Source organism: Acinetobacter sp. V104_13 (assembly GCF_031798995.1).
Lineage (GTDB): Bacteria > Pseudomonadota > Gammaproteobacteria > Pseudomonadales > Moraxellaceae > Acinetobacter > Acinetobacter pittii.
On record NZ_JAVQNP010000027.1, the window covers coordinates 418,505 to 432,226 of the forward strand.

General features: G+C 38.7%; 12 protein-coding genes. 4 read left to right on the top strand and 8 right to left on the bottom strand.

The window, feature by feature from the left end; translation table 11 throughout:
• Nucleotides 1-122: 122 nt before the first annotated feature.
• On the bottom strand, nt 123-809 hold the full coding sequence (locus RMB06_RS14770) for a hydrolase (RefSeq protein ID WP_001043290.1): 687 nt from the start codon (nt 807-809) through the stop codon (nt 123-125).
• Between the two features lie 196 nt (nt 810-1,005).
• On the opposite strand from RMB06_RS14770, the gene RMB06_RS14775 reads away from it, so the two are divergent.
• Entirely contained in the window at nt 1,006-1,896 is an 891-nt protein-coding gene (locus RMB06_RS14775; protein WP_005802433.1) for a LysR family transcriptional regulator, read from the top strand.
• A gap of 49 nt (nt 1,897-1,945) precedes the next feature.
• On the opposite strand, the gene RMB06_RS14780 is transcribed toward RMB06_RS14775, so the two are convergent.
• The gene (locus tag RMB06_RS14780; protein ID WP_069036383.1) at nt 1,946-2,686 is read right to left on the bottom strand and encodes a GntR family transcriptional regulator; all 741 of its coding nucleotides are present in this window, start codon (nt 2,684-2,686) and stop codon (nt 1,946-1,948) included.
• Between the two features lie 400 nt (nt 2,687-3,086).
• Here RMB06_RS14780 and RMB06_RS14785 point away from each other — a divergent pair, with 400 nt between their 5' ends.
• Entirely contained in the window at nt 3,087-4,556 is a 1,470-nt protein-coding gene (locus RMB06_RS14785; protein ID WP_311080124.1) for an NCS1 family nucleobase:cation symporter-1, read from the top strand.
• Nucleotides 4,553-5,287 carry an aspartate/glutamate racemase family protein gene (locus RMB06_RS14790; protein WP_311080125.1) on the top strand — a complete coding sequence of 245 codons (735 nt, stop codon included), beginning with the start codon at nt 4,553-4,555 and terminating at the stop codon, nt 5,285-5,287. The genes RMB06_RS14785 and RMB06_RS14790 overlap by 4 nt, the downstream gene beginning before the upstream one ends.
• 67 nt (nt 5,288-5,354) lie before the next feature.
• Here the strand turns inward: RMB06_RS14790 and tauD are convergent, their stop codons facing one another.
• The 4 genes from tauD to tauA are packed head-to-tail and all read right to left on the bottom strand — an operon-like array spanning nt 5,355 to nt 8,955.
• A complete protein-coding gene (tauD, locus tag RMB06_RS14795; protein WP_311080127.1) occupies nt 5,355-6,236 on the bottom strand; it encodes a taurine dioxygenase in 882 nt (293 codons plus the stop codon).
• Between the two features lie 8 nt (nt 6,237-6,244).
• Entirely contained in the window at nt 6,245-7,114 is an 870-nt protein-coding gene (gene tauC / locus RMB06_RS14800) for a taurine ABC transporter permease TauC (RefSeq protein ID WP_044102059.1), read from the bottom strand.
• On the bottom strand, nt 7,111-7,905 hold the full coding sequence (locus RMB06_RS14805; RefSeq protein WP_311080130.1) for an ATP-binding cassette domain-containing protein: 795 nt from the start codon (nt 7,903-7,905) through the stop codon (nt 7,111-7,113). Before RMB06_RS14805 ends, tauC begins: the two co-directional genes overlap by 4 nt.
• A gap of 9 nt (nt 7,906-7,914) precedes the next feature.
• On the bottom strand, nt 7,915-8,955 hold the full coding sequence (gene tauA, locus RMB06_RS14810) for a taurine ABC transporter substrate-binding protein (RefSeq protein WP_311080131.1): 1,041 nt from the start codon (nt 8,953-8,955) through the stop codon (nt 7,915-7,917).
• 441 nt (nt 8,956-9,396) lie between these two features.
• Between tauA and RMB06_RS14815 the strand changes: the two genes are divergently transcribed.
• Nucleotides 9,397-10,581 (top strand): hypothetical protein, encoded by a 1,185-nt coding sequence (locus RMB06_RS14815; RefSeq protein ID WP_311080132.1) that lies wholly within the window; start codon nt 9,397-9,399, stop codon nt 10,579-10,581.
• A gap of 61 nt (nt 10,582-10,642) precedes the next feature.
• Here RMB06_RS14815 and RMB06_RS14820 read toward each other — a convergent pair whose 3' ends face one another.
• Together RMB06_RS14820 and RMB06_RS14825 are read right to left on the bottom strand one after the other, a co-directional pair.
• Nucleotides 10,643-12,109: an MFS transporter gene (locus tag RMB06_RS14820; RefSeq protein WP_038346933.1), complete on the bottom strand. Its 1,467-nt coding sequence runs from the start codon at nt 12,107-12,109 to the stop codon at nt 10,643-10,645.
• 194 nt (nt 12,110-12,303) lie between these two features.
• Nucleotides 12,304-13,695: an LLM class flavin-dependent oxidoreductase gene (locus tag RMB06_RS14825; RefSeq protein ID WP_311080133.1), complete on the bottom strand. Its 1,392-nt coding sequence runs from the start codon at nt 13,693-13,695 to the stop codon at nt 12,304-12,306.
• Nucleotides 13,696-13,722: the final 27 nt, after the last annotated feature.

The following is a 13,722-nucleotide window of genomic DNA, read 5'->3' on the forward strand; positions in this document are numbered from 1 at the left end:
TACAATCTTTTCAGATTTTGTCCTGCCTCGAACAGTTGCAGATGGCTTTTCCACTTATCCAATATAGTCAAAAATCGAATAAATCAACTTAAATATCGAAATACCCTTAACTCAACTATTTCTTATTTTGCAGGAACTGGTGCAAGTACTTCATGTTTTGATGTTGTACGTTCAGGCGCCTTATGTACCATCGTATAGGCATAATCAACGCCCATACCATAAGCACCAGAATGTTCGCGTACAATTGCCATAACTGCATCATACGTATCACGATGTGCCCAATCACGTTGCCATTCGAGTAAGACTTGTTGCCAAGTTACTGGAACAACACCCGCTTGAATCATGCGTTGCATGGCATAGTCATGTGCTTCTTTTGATGTGCCACCAGAAGCATCTGCAACCATATAAATTTCATAATCGCCTTCAAGCATGGCGCCAAAAGCAAAGGTGTTATTGCACACTTCAGTCCATAAGCCTGAAACAATCACTTTTTTACGATTATTTTTTGCAAGCGAATCACGTACTTTTTGGTCGTCCCATGAATTCATTGAAGTACGTTCTAGTAATGGAGCATCTGGAAATACGTCTAAAAGTTCTGGATAGGTATGACCAGAGAAGCTTTCAGTCTCAACCGTCGTAATGGTGACAGGAATATTGAATGTTTTAGCTGCTTTTGCTAATCCTACAGTATTATTCTTTAATACTTGGCGATCTATTGATTGTACCCCAAAAGCCATTTGCGGCTGATGATCAATAAAAATAACCTGACAATTGGTTGGTGATAGTTGTTCTAAAAGTGATTTATTCATGGGTAAACTCCATTATTCCTTATGAGTAATGCATTAAAATTGCTTACTGGTTATTATGAAAACAGATAAAAATGTAAAAGCATAGACAGTAAATCAGCTCGAATCTGTATTCTGTACGAATACAATCAAAACAATGATTGCTTTTTAATTTTTATAGTTTAATCATTGATATATATTTTTTACCATTCGCTTATCCATGGATCGATTAGACTGTATTTCCACTTTTGTAAGTGTTGTAGAACATGGGAATTTTAGTAGCGCAGCCAGAGCACTCGATATTTCTCGTGACTTAGTGGCAAAACGTGTTTGCTACCTCGAAAACGACCTCAGAACCACACTTTTAACTCGAACCACAAGACAGATGAACCTCACCTCTTGTGGGGAAAAGTTTTATCAACATAGCAAAGTCATTTTAAGTGAGTTCGAATGGGCTGCATACGAAATTAGCTACAATCAGCAGTACCCTGAAGGCGAGCTCAAACTCAATACGCCAATGTCTTTTAGCAATATTTTTCTTCAACATATCATTTCGGACTTTATAGAGAAATATCCGAGCATCAAAATTGATTTATTCATGACTGATCAACTATTAGATATGAATAATAATAAATTTGATTTAACCATTCGTGTAGATGGCTCTCCTCCAAACTTAGCAAATAGTAAAATATTAAATACCTATCAACGATATTTATATGCAACCCCTGAGTATTTTAATCAGCATGGATTACCAGATTCATTAGAAGAACTTAAAGAACATAAGTTTCTAATTTATTATCAGGATAGCCGACATAAGAAATTGATTTTCCAAAAAGATCAAAAAGAAGTGTCTTTTAATTGCTTCCCTGTGATGACCTGTAATAATGGTGAATTATTATTAGATATGTGCTTGAAAGATCATGGTATCGTCTTTCTTCCAGAGTTTATTGCAGAGCCTTACTACAAAGAAGGTAAATTACAGAAATGTTTGGAAGACTACACCAGTCAGCCGCTTCACTTATATGTTACATGGCCAAACCGTAAGATTTTATCGAAGAAAGTAAAATTATTTATTGATTTTCTAACACGTCAAATCGTTCCCATAAAATAACCAATTGGGGCCTTTTCCAGAAGAAATGGCCCATTATTTTTTAGTTAGTTTAAATGGTTTCAATCTTCTTATTTTTAAATAAATTTAATAAATTTTGCTCTGCTGTTGCTGTACTGTCTTGTTCAACAAATGTTGTCGCGTAGTGTTCTAAATGCTCTTCCATCAATTGAGTTGCTCGTTTTTCATCACCCTGCTCAATTGCATCTAAAATTGCACGGTGTTCATCAGCCGAACAATTATTATGTTTTGGAATTTCATATAAGCCAATTAATAACGAAGTCCTTGCAATAAGCGTCTGCAAATAACTGGTCATAATCGTATTTTGATTTGCTTCAATTAGCTTTAAATGAAATTGCCCTGATAGCTTAATCCACTCGGCCCAATTGCCAGCTAAACGCTCATGAGACTCTTGATCTACTAAGCCTCGAAGCTCACTAAAATCTAGGTTATGTGACTTTTGAGCGAGCTTTTTTACAGTGGCGATTTCAAGCATGCTGCGTGCTTCAAAGACCTCTTTTGTCTCATGAACGCTATGCTTTGCGATGAGTGCCCCACGATTGGGCTGAATTTCGATGACCTTATCATGTGCGAGTTTGACGAAAACACGTCTTAACACTCCCCTCGTTACACCAAATGCCTCACACAAAGGTGCTTCAACTAAACGTGCGCCAGGAACGAGTTGTCGATTTAAAATAGCATCTACAATAGCGTTATATATATGGTCATCAATTTCATCATTGCTCATTTCTACGGCTTTTTTTGGTGCATTCGATGGCATTGATTTCTCCATTTTTATTAATGCCTCCTCTTTTTAAAACTTTATCTAATAACTGTAGTGTAAGTTTAACTTAACCTTTTGGGAATATTACTCTCATTTCCACAGCAACTATGTGCTGCTGAACAATTCAAAAATAAACCTTAAAATATCAACTTATACACCTAAATTTATTTACTTTTTATAAAAAAATTAAGCACTTATCATTTTACAAATCTGTCTCTTCATATTCCAAAATCGTATCAAGCGAAATCACTCATCAATACCACATCTCAAGTTTGGCATAACTTTTGCTCAATATAATTGTGCACAATCTAAATACATATTGTGCACAATTTTAACTTCATTCTTTTAGCCAGAGTTTCAAGCTGCTGAAGAACGTGCCCGCCCAACATACGGGAAGTGAGTGTTCAAGATGAATAATACCGAAGCAATAATTAAACTTTCTTATGATGCAAAGCTAACAAATCAAGACCTAGCTCCTTTAAAAAAGCAAACTTGGGGCGCTTATAATATTTTTGCCTTTTGGATGTCTGATGTTCATAGTGTCGGTGGCTATGTCATGGCTGGGAGCCTTTTTGCACTTGGGCTAAATAGCTGGCAGGTACTTTTATCTTTACTCATCGGCATTGCCATAGTTCAGTTTTTTACAAATCTGATTGCCAAGTCTAGCCAACAAACAGGTACGCCCTATCCTGTTATTTGTCGTGCCACTTTCGGTGTGCTTGGTGCAAATATTCCTGCTGTTATTCGGGGTCTTATCGCTGTTGCATGGTATGGCATTCAAACCTATTTGGCCTCAAGTGCCTTTTTATTGGTCATTTTAAAGTTCTTTCCAGAATGGTCAGCCTATGCTGATGTTTCAACTTACGGCTTTCTTGGGCTTTCCTATTTAGGATGGGTTGGCTTCATGCTGCTTTGGCTACTGCAAGCGATTGTTTTTTGGTCTGGCATGGACAGTATTCGTAAGTTTATTGACTGGGCAGGCCCAGCTGTCTACGTAGTTATGTTTGCTATGGCAGTATGGCTCATCTGGAAAGCTGGCTGGCAAAATATTGATTTAAACTTGAGCGGTGTTCAATACGACGGTTTTGCGGTTGTACCCGTCATGATTGGTGCTATTGCGCTTGTTGTTTCATATTTTTCTGGACCAATGCTGAACTTTGGTGACTTCTCTCGTTATGGCAAAAGCTTTAATGCCATTAAAATGGGCAACTTTCTTGGACTACCAATTAATTTCTTAGGCTTTTCTTTACTTACTGTTGTATGTATTGCGGCAACGCTTCCAGTCTACGGTAAGCTCATTACAGACCCTGTCGAGATGGTTGGAAAACTTGATAATACATTTGTGGTGATTTTAGGCAGCTTGACCTTAATGATTGCCACCATCGGAATTAATATTGTCGCTAACTTTGTTTCACCTGCCTTTGATTTTTCTAATGTTTCACCGAGCAAAATTAGCTGGCGCATGGGTGGAATGATTGCAGCAGTCGGTTCGATTTTCATTACCCCATGGAATTTGTTTAATAACCCTCAAGTGATCCATTACACCATTGATATTTTAGGTGCATTTATCGGTCCACTTTTTGGTGTATTGTTAGCCGATTTTTACCTCGTTAAAAAACAAAAAATCGTGGTAGATGATTTATATACTTTAGATACTAAAGGTTCGTATTGGTACAAAAATGGATATAACTACTCTGCCTTTTATGCCTTAATTCCAGCTTCATTAATTCCTATTCTCTGCGTACTTTTACCACAACTGTCTGGGCTGGCTAATTTCACATGGTTTATTGGGATGGGATTCGGTTTTGTCATTTACCGATTTCTTAATCAACCGCTTGCCCATGCTAAATCGACAATGACTAAGGCAAAAGTACAATGAAAATTAAAATTATTAACCCCAATACCACCCAAAGCATGACAGACAAAATTGCTGCATCAGCAAAGATAGTCGCAAATTCTGATACTCTAATTATTGCAGTGAGTCCTCAAATGGGCCCTGCAACAATTGAAAGTTATTATGATGAAGCTCTAAGTGCCGTAGGTGTCTTAGAAGAAATACGCCAAGGTGAATTTGTAGGTGTAGATGCCTATATTATTGCCTGTTTTGGTGATCCTGCGCTTTATGCTGCACGTGAAATGACTTCAGCTCCTGTGATTGGGATTGCCGAAGCAGCTATGCGAACTGCAAGTTATATCAGTACTGGGTTTAGTGTAGTCACAACCTTACAACGCACAGTGAATATGAGTTGGCATTTGGCTCATCGCTATGGGGCTACGCCATTTTGCAAAAATGTTCGAGCTTGTGACATTGCCGTTGAAGAATTGGAGCTTCCTGACTCAGACGCCTACCGAATTGTCCGAGATGAATGCAAAAAAGCACTAGCGGAAGATAAAAGCGATACGATTGTTTTGGGCTGTGCAGGTATGAGTGATTTATGTCTAAAGCTACAAAACGAGTTGGGAGTGATTGTTATTGACGGCGTTGCTGCAGCCGTTAAACAAGCTGAAATGTTAGTTCAGTTAAATTTAAAAACCAGCAAAGTTGGTGATTGGGCCTCACCTCCTGTAAAGAACTACACAGGCATATTGTCAGGATTTGGAATGAACTAAAGAGTTATTGTTTCAATTCCAACTCAAAACGCTACGTTGGAATTGAAACAAAGAATAATTAAAGGAATTAAGCCTCTGCTAACTCTGGCTGTTCTTCTTCTTTATAAAACGGCACATCACCATTAATAGTTGCACGGTGCATGATGCGATGAGCATCGCCATAATCAAATAATGCTTTATGTTGTGTGCAGCGGTTATCCCAAATCGCAATATCACCATCTTGCCATTTCCAGCGTAAATGAAACTGCTCTTGGGTCGCATGCTCAAACAAGAAATTAAGCAACTGCTCACTTTCTTGTTCAGGTAACTCATTAATTTGTGTGGTAAAGCCCTCGCTTACAAACAACAAAGGCTCGCCTGTGACCGGATGGGTACGCACCACTGGATGAACCACTGGAGGATTACGCTTAAAGGTTTGCAACAGCTTTTCACGCTCTTCTTCGTTATGGGCAAAACGTTCAAGTGGAAAAGACTTACGAATATCGTGGGTTGCAGTTAAGCCACGTAGTTTTTGCTGTAACTCAAGCGTCAGCCCTTTAAAAGCTGCTGTGTTACTCGACCATAATGTATCGCCACCTACAGGTGGAATTTTAATGGCTTGCAATACACAGCCCAATGGTGGAGTTTTACTAAAAGTCACGTCTGTGTGCCAAAGTTCATTATCACGTAAGTCTTGTTTCCAACTATCAAGCACCATGACTTCCGGCACATCTTCAATTGACGGATAAATCGGGTGCACATGTAAGGTGCCAAAACTACGTGCCAAGTCTGCTTGTGCTTGCGGTGCTAATTGTTGCTTTCGAAAAAAAATGACCTGATGATCAAGCAAAGCCTGCTGGATTTGTTGCGTTGTCTGTTCATTTAACGCATTCAAATCAATATCGTGAATAATTGCGCCAATGGTAGGCTTGATCACTTCAATATTTAAGTTTGCTACTACTGTATTCATCTTCTTTACTACAACTGCTGACCATACCAAGGAGAAAACTGTTTTTGTAACCAACGTAAAAACAGCTCAAAACTAACTGCGACAATCGCAATCACAATAATGCCCAGAATCACTGTATCGGTAATTAAGAACTGTGCTGCCGATTGCACCATAAAACCAATACCACGATCCGCTGCAACCAACTCTGCTGCAACTAATGTTGACCAACCCACCCCAAGACCAATACGAATACCGGTAATAATATGAGGTAAAGCTGTTGGTAAAATGACATGCCAAAAGACTTGTGACTGACTTGCCCCTAACGACAATGCCGCACGTTCACGATTTAGCTGATGGCTTAACACACCATGCGCACTACTAATAATGACAGGCGCCAATATCGAGAAAAAAATCAAAAGTACTTTTGTGGTTTCGCCAATACCGAACCAAATAACAAGTAAGGGTAAATAAGCTAACGGTGGAATTGGACGTAATAACTCAACCAAAGGATCTAGAACAGCGCGAACCCATTTGTTCAGCCCCATCCACAAACCCAGCGGAACACCAATCACCACGGCAGCAATCAAAGCCAAAAATACACGTGAGATACTGGCTGCCAAATGTTGCCACAAAGTAGCCTTCATAAAGCCTTCTTGGCTGACCGATATAAATTTTTGCCAGACTGCCTGTGGACTCGGTAAAAACAGTTCAGGTACGACATGCAAAGCAGTAATGAGGAACCAGAGTGCAACCACACTTCCCACACTAATTATGCTAACTGCCAAAGTGCGATGCTTCTCAAAAAATGACGATAGAAATGAAGCATTTTCTGTTTGCACATCTGGCTTAAGTTTTAGCCCTGCTTTGTCATATTCATAGACGTTATCTTTAGTACTCATGTGGTTAACGCCTCCTTACCGCTTTGTTTTTGTGCCCTTAAACTTTCAAACAGCTGTTCTCTGAGCTGAATAAATTGAGGGTCCGATTTAATTGAGCGAATAGACTCGCCCTGACGATATCGATTAGCAAAATCGAGATGTAGAGTTTCTACAATTTTGCCTGGATGTGCTGTCATCAGAACTAATTGATTGCTGAGCAATAATGCTTCTTCAATGTCATGAGTAATTAAAAAGAAGCTTTTATTTTGTTGAATCCATAAATCGAGCACTAACTGCTGCATGTTTTCACGCGTAAAAGCATCTAATGCAGCAAAAGGTTCATCTAACAAAATAAACGGTGCATGACTAATCAAAGCTCTGGCAATACCAACACGTTGTTTCATACCACCGGAAAGTTCCCAGATATTGGCTTTTTCAACGTGGCTTAAACCCACAATTTTTAAAATTGCACTCACTTGCGCTTCAATCTCTGCACGCTTTAAACCCTTTAACTGCAAAGCGAAGCCAACATTATCTGCAACATTCAACCAAGGAAGTAAGGCGTGATCCTGAAACACGACAGCGCGGGTTACATCGGGTCCATTTACCACTTCATGATTTACAAGCACATCACCTGAACTCGGCTTTTGAAACCCTGCCAAGATATTAAGCAAAGTTGTTTTTCCGCAGCCTGACTCGCCTAAAATCACGGTTAAAGAACCCTCTTCAATGGTTAGGTTAATGTCTTGTAAAACTGGCTTTTGCTGTTTAGGAAAAGTCAGATGAATATGTTTGGCTTCTAGTACACTCATGACAACTCCTTAAGGCTGCAAAAATGAAGAATTCACGTTGCCTTTATAGTCGGCTTTAAGTTGATCGACCTTGCCCTGACCTTTTAAGAACTTCGCTGTATCAAAAATATTTTGCGCAAATTCACCATCTAAAGTTTGTTTTTGCTGAGCGTAGTCAAGGTAAATATTTCCACTTAATAAAAGCGGGATATCTTTTGGATCAGAACCTGTGAGCTGCGCAATTTTTTGCACGTTATCGGCATCTTTAACGTAAGCAGCTGGGTCTTGATTATATTTTTCAAGCTGCTCAAGCGTAGTTTTAACAAAAGCTTTTAAGAAATCAGGATTTTTCTCTGCAAAATCTTTACGCACAACCCATAAGTCATAAGTTGGAGCACCCCACTCACCCACTTGTTTTGAGTCGGTTAAAACCGTACCAGATGCTTTAGCTTTACTTAAAGCTGGTTCCCACACATAGGCAGCATCAATGTCACCACGTTCCCATGCAGCTGAAATTTCAGGTGGACGCAAATTAATAATTTTTACTTTGTCTTCTGGAATGTTCCAATGTTTAAGTGCAGACAAAAGGCTGTAATGGGTTGTTGAAACAAAAGGTACAGCAATGGTTTTGCCAATTAAATCTTGAGGGGTTTTAATGCCTGATTTATTACTCACTACTAATGCTTCAGACCCACCAAGTTTTGAAGTAATTAAGAATACTTCAATCGGTAAATCACGGCTTGCCGCAGCAGCAAGTGGGCTTGAACCAATATTGCCAAGTACCACATCACCTGAAGCAAGTGCATTTACAACATCTGAACCCGCATCAAATTTTTTCCATTGAATAGTACTTTGACTATGTTTTTCATAATCTCCGTTAGCCTGTGCAACTTTGCTTGGGTCAACCCCAGTTTGATAAGCAATCACGACAGGTTTGTTGTCACGAACTGAAGCACCCGTATTATTATCTTTCTTATTTTGCCATACGATAAATGCAACAATTGCTACAACCACAATTGCCGTGATAATCAACGGTTTGGTCTTTGTGCTCATAATTTCATGATCTTTCAATAATATAAGCCCATGGTATGCAGCCGGCTTTATAATGAAAAATAAAAAAATATGAGTTGCTTATCTAATTTTTATAAATAACTTTTCCTTATAAGTTTTTATCTTTTGGTAAAAAGCAAATTCTAAGTAAACTTACAGATTAAAATAAAAATTAAAATACTTATATATCAATAACTAAAAACGATATTCACAAATCATATGGCTAGGAAAACCTGACAGACACCCTCTAAGTATTTTATCCTCTCCTATTTGATCATTTTTATTTTTGCTTATTGCATCCAGAGTTTTGCATCTAATTAATTTTCATTCTTTTATATAAAGTTCAGATTTTATTATCTTTTTATCTTAAATCTTCTGCAAATATTGAGATTTGGGCAAATCTTTTTCTGGTTTATACATGACGCAAATTTAATTTTTATTTTTAAGAGGAGAAAAATTCTTTTGTTTAAACATTCTCAAATTTTGAAAAAAACATTAATTACAACGTCTTTAATTACATTCAGCCTCTCAAGTCATGCAGCGCTTACCTTTGGCAATGCTGAAGAAGGTGAACTTAAAGTAAGTGGTACTGTTCGGGCTAAATATGTTTATGATTTTGACTCTGAACCCTCTACCAGTAAATTTTCTTTTAATGACGCCGTATTATGGCTAGATTACAACTCCCCGAAATGGATTGGCCGCTTAGATTATCGGGTTTATGAATATTACGGGCATTTAGGCGATGCCAATTGGCTCACCGATGCATGGATGGGTTATAAAATTAATGACAACAGTAAAATTATTGCTGGCTTAAACCCCGTTCCTTTTGGCTTGGGTCGCTTTTGGGGAAATACTTATTATTTAGGCATTGCCAATAGTGCCGGTTGGGAAGATGTACACAACCTTGGGGTGAAATATGATTTCAATGATGGAACCAATGAAGCACAACTCGCTTTTTATCCTACCGATGGTGGCACCTATAGAGGTAAAAGCAAAGACTCGAGTCGATTTAGTATCAATCCTGTCAATGCGGATGACTCAGTACCACAAGGCACCAACACTAAAGAAAAGAACTCGATTGTTGTTCGCGGTGCTCATACATTTAAGAATGTCTTAGGCCAAGAAAATTTCTCTACCCAACTGGGCGCCTCTGCATGGTATTCCACCATTGAAAATAAACGTTCAGGGCAAGATGGCGATCGCCAAGTCTATTCAGTTTTTAGCAATACCAATTATAACCAATGGAATTTACAGCTTTTGGCTGGTTATCAAGACATTGATAATGCCGACAATGAATATAAAGATCATCTGACTTTGGGCGGTTTCGATTATTCATTTAATTCGGCAACCAAAGGTCAGATTTATTCAGCCGAACTGAGCTATCTATTTCCTCAGCAGTTTGGACCAATTACTTCTGTTCGCCCGTATTTAAACTATAGTTCTTATCGAAAAGAGCAAGATGGCTTTAAAGATTCAACCCGTTTTATTCCCGGCATTGCCTTTAACTATCAAAAATTGACAGTACAAGCTGAGTTACTAATGGGTAAACATGATCCATATCTAGGAGACAGTGAAGGCCTTGCGGCTGGTGGAACTAATGATAAATGGAATAAAAAAGCATTTGTAATTTTTGCTTATTACTTCTAATTCTAAAAATAAAGGCCAACAGATGTTGGCCTTTATTTTTATCTAGATATTTATTTTTACTCTAATCGATTACTGGTGAATTATTGAGAGGAAGTTCTGTTTTATCTTCATCGATAACATCAACATCTTGGGCGGTAGGCTCAAACTTAATCAGTAGTCCAATCACAATTAAAGGAATAAATGCAAAGATAGAAATAATCAGGTAAACATCGGTTTTATATCCCGCCATCCAGATTGGTAAAACAAACAAAGCAATTGCTTGAGCAACACCCGTTACTGCACGGTTAAAGCCAACTCCAACACCACGAATCGAAGCAGGATAAGCCATGGTTGGATAAACCATCATTTGTGCCCCAGGCCCAAAACCTTCAGCAAAAAGCCACAAACCCAGCATGCCAATTGCTGTGTAAAGTAAAAAGCTATTACCGGGTTCACCAATTAATGCTAACGCAATGAGGGCTATAAACTGGAGTAAAAAGCCTGTAAGCAACACATGACGAGATTTAAATCTGCTAGCAACAAATACACCTAACAGCCCACCCGTAAATGCAAACAGCAAATTGAGTCCGAGTGTTGTAGTAATGGTCGTCAAGACATCTGTATGAAAGAATCGCGTTAAAATAGAAGGTAAAAAGAATGCAATGGTCGTGTACTGAAATGCCACCGAAATGTGAATCACAATTGCCACAATCGTTCTTGGCAAATAGGTTTTATTAAATAAAACCGCAAACCCCTCGCGCTTTTTCTTTTCAGCAGTTCTTTCTACTTTTTCAACTGTAGCGACTGCATTAATTGCATAGGATTCTTGTAGAACTCGAGCTGCCCCCTTTAAATCGCCTTGGTTTGCAAGCCAGATTGGTGATTCAGTTAAATATTTACCGCGAATAAAAATAATGAGTAACGCTGGCACTGCTCCAAAAATTAAAGATGCTCTCCATAACCAGTTGCTATGCTCAGGGGGTAAAAGAAAATAAAGCGCCAGAACTAGGCCAAAACACACCGAAGAAGCGGCATACCACATTGGGCACCATGCGGCTAGACGCGCTGCCTTATTGCTACTACCATTAAATTTGGAAAACTCAGATAAGTATGACATTGCAACGGGTAAATCAATACCAACACTAATTCCCATAATGAATCTGGCTAAAATCAAAACCCATACATTCGGAGCAAAACCAGCGACAATTGCCGCAATGACAAACAGCACCATGTCCGCCATGAAGACCCGATAACGGCCAATTTTATCTGTCAGCCAACCACCAATCAGGTTACCCACAATGGTTCCGCAGACAATTGCTGAAGCCACCACACCAGTCATCACAGGGCTTAAAGAAAACTCTGAGATAACTTGCTCAATACCAAAGGACAGCGTTGTTAAATCGTAGGCATCAATAAACACCCCAATCAGTGCCAACCAAATAACTTTATTCGATTTACCCTTCCCTGCAAATTTGGAAATTAATTGTGAAACATCATCGGGAGATTTAATTTCATAACGATGGTTATGATCGAGTTCTTGTGTGCTCACTTAATAATTCCTGAATTTTAATAACAGGAACAAAATAATGATTATTCACATCATATAAAAACAAATTAATCTGATGTTTTAATCTAAATTATAGAATTATCTTTTCATTATTTACTCAGCAGTAAAACCGATATAAAAAGACAAAATAAAAGCTGGTATTTAACCAGCTATTTATTTAAAGGTTTTCTAAAATATTAACTCGCCTCAGCAAGTTTTAACTCTTTTAGATTACGATATTTTGCACCTCGGTGATTTTCAGGCAAATATGGCCCAGCACCAAATAGTTTTTGTCTTAATGTTCCTTGTGTATATGAGGTTTGATATACCCCACGTTTTTGCAACTCTGGCACAATAAACTCAACTACATCGGCAAAGGTTTGATGCGCCAAAATATAGGCAAGGTTAAAGCCATCAATATCGGTATCTTCAACCCATTGTTGTAGAGCATCTGAAACAGTTTCTGCCGAACCCACTAATACAGGTCCATTACCACCTAAGCTGTTCCAGTTTGCAATTTCTTCAATGGTCCAAACACGTTCTGGATCTGCATTTACATAAGAATCTAATAAAGATTGAATGGCATTGGTTTGAATATATTCAACTTTATCGGTCGGTTGATATTGTGAAAAATCGACACCCGACCAGCCAGACAGCAATGTTAATGCACCATCGTAGCTTCCATAGCTTTGATATTCTTTAAACTTAGCCTGTGCTTTTGCATCGGTTTCATCAGTGACAATCGACAAAAGCGCATAAATTTTGACAGAGTACGGGTCGCGGCCTTCTTGAGCCAATTTCTGGCGAATGCCTTGTACCACTTTTTTAGTGGCAATTTTAGACGGCGCTGCTATGAATACACATTCGGCATTTTGACTAGCAAACTTCTGCCCGCGTGATGAAGCCCCCGCTTGGTAGAGTACTGGTGTTCGCTGCGGTGATGGTTCACAAATATGGATGCCCGGTACAGTAAAATATTTACCCTCGTGCTGAATTGGATGCACTTTTTTATGGTCAGCAAAAATACCGCTTTCACGGTCACGAAGTACCGAACCTTCTTCCCAAGACCCTTCCCAAAGTTTGTAAAGGACTTCTAAGTACTCATCAGCAATATCATAACGATTGTCATGATTAACCTGAGTTTTTAGGCCCAAGTTTTTCGAACCACTTTCCAAATAAGACGTCACGATATTCCAACCAACTCGCCCTTTGGTTAAATGGTCTAACGTGCTAATACGCCTAGCAAAAGGATAAGGATGTTCAAAGGAAATCGAAGTTGTGACACCAAAACCCAAGTGTTTTGTGACTGCTGCCATCGCTGGCACGATCTGTAGTGGATCATTGACCGGAACTTGTACCGCACCTGTTAAGGCATGTTCAGCACTTTGATGATAAACGTCATAAATACCAAGCACATCTGCAATAAAAATACCGTCAAAAAAACCACGCTCAAGAATTTGCGCTAAATCTGTCCAATATTCTAAATCTTTATATTCAACAGATCGGTCTTGAGGATGCCGCCATAATCCAGGAGATTGGTGGGCAATACAATTCATTTCAAAAGCATTAAAACTAATTTTCTTAGTCATAAAATATCAGCCAGCATTTTATTTATT

Excerpts from the sequence above, each read along its gene's own strand:
- RMB06_RS14780 (WP_069036383.1), bottom strand. The coding sequence starts at position 2,686 with ATGGAGAAATCAATGCCATCGAATGCACCAAAAAAAGCCGTAGAAATG.
- RMB06_RS14825 (WP_311080133.1), bottom strand. The coding sequence starts at position 13,695 with ATGACTAAGAAAATTAGTTTTAATGCTTTTGAAATGAATTGTATTGCC.
- tauC (WP_044102059.1), bottom strand. The coding sequence starts at position 7,114 with ATGAGTACTAAAGATAACGTCTATGAATATGACAAAGCAGGGCTAAAA.
- RMB06_RS14790 (WP_311080125.1), top strand. The coding sequence starts at position 4,553 with ATGAAAATTAAAATTATTAACCCCAATACCACCCAAAGCATGACAGAC.
- RMB06_RS14775 (WP_005802433.1), top strand. The coding sequence starts at position 1,006 with ATGGATCGATTAGACTGTATTTCCACTTTTGTAAGTGTTGTAGAACAT.
- tauD (WP_311080127.1), bottom strand. The coding sequence starts at position 6,236 with ATGAATACAGTAGTAGCAAACTTAAATATTGAAGTGATCAAGCCTACC.
- RMB06_RS14770 (WP_001043290.1), bottom strand. The coding sequence starts at position 809 with ATGAATAAATCACTTTTAGAACAACTATCACCAACCAATTGTCAGGTT.
- RMB06_RS14785 (WP_311080124.1), top strand. The coding sequence starts at position 3,087 with ATGAATAATACCGAAGCAATAATTAAACTTTCTTATGATGCAAAGCTA.
- RMB06_RS14805 (WP_311080130.1), bottom strand. The coding sequence starts at position 7,905 with ATGAGTGTACTAGAAGCCAAACATATTCATCTGACTTTTCCTAAACAG.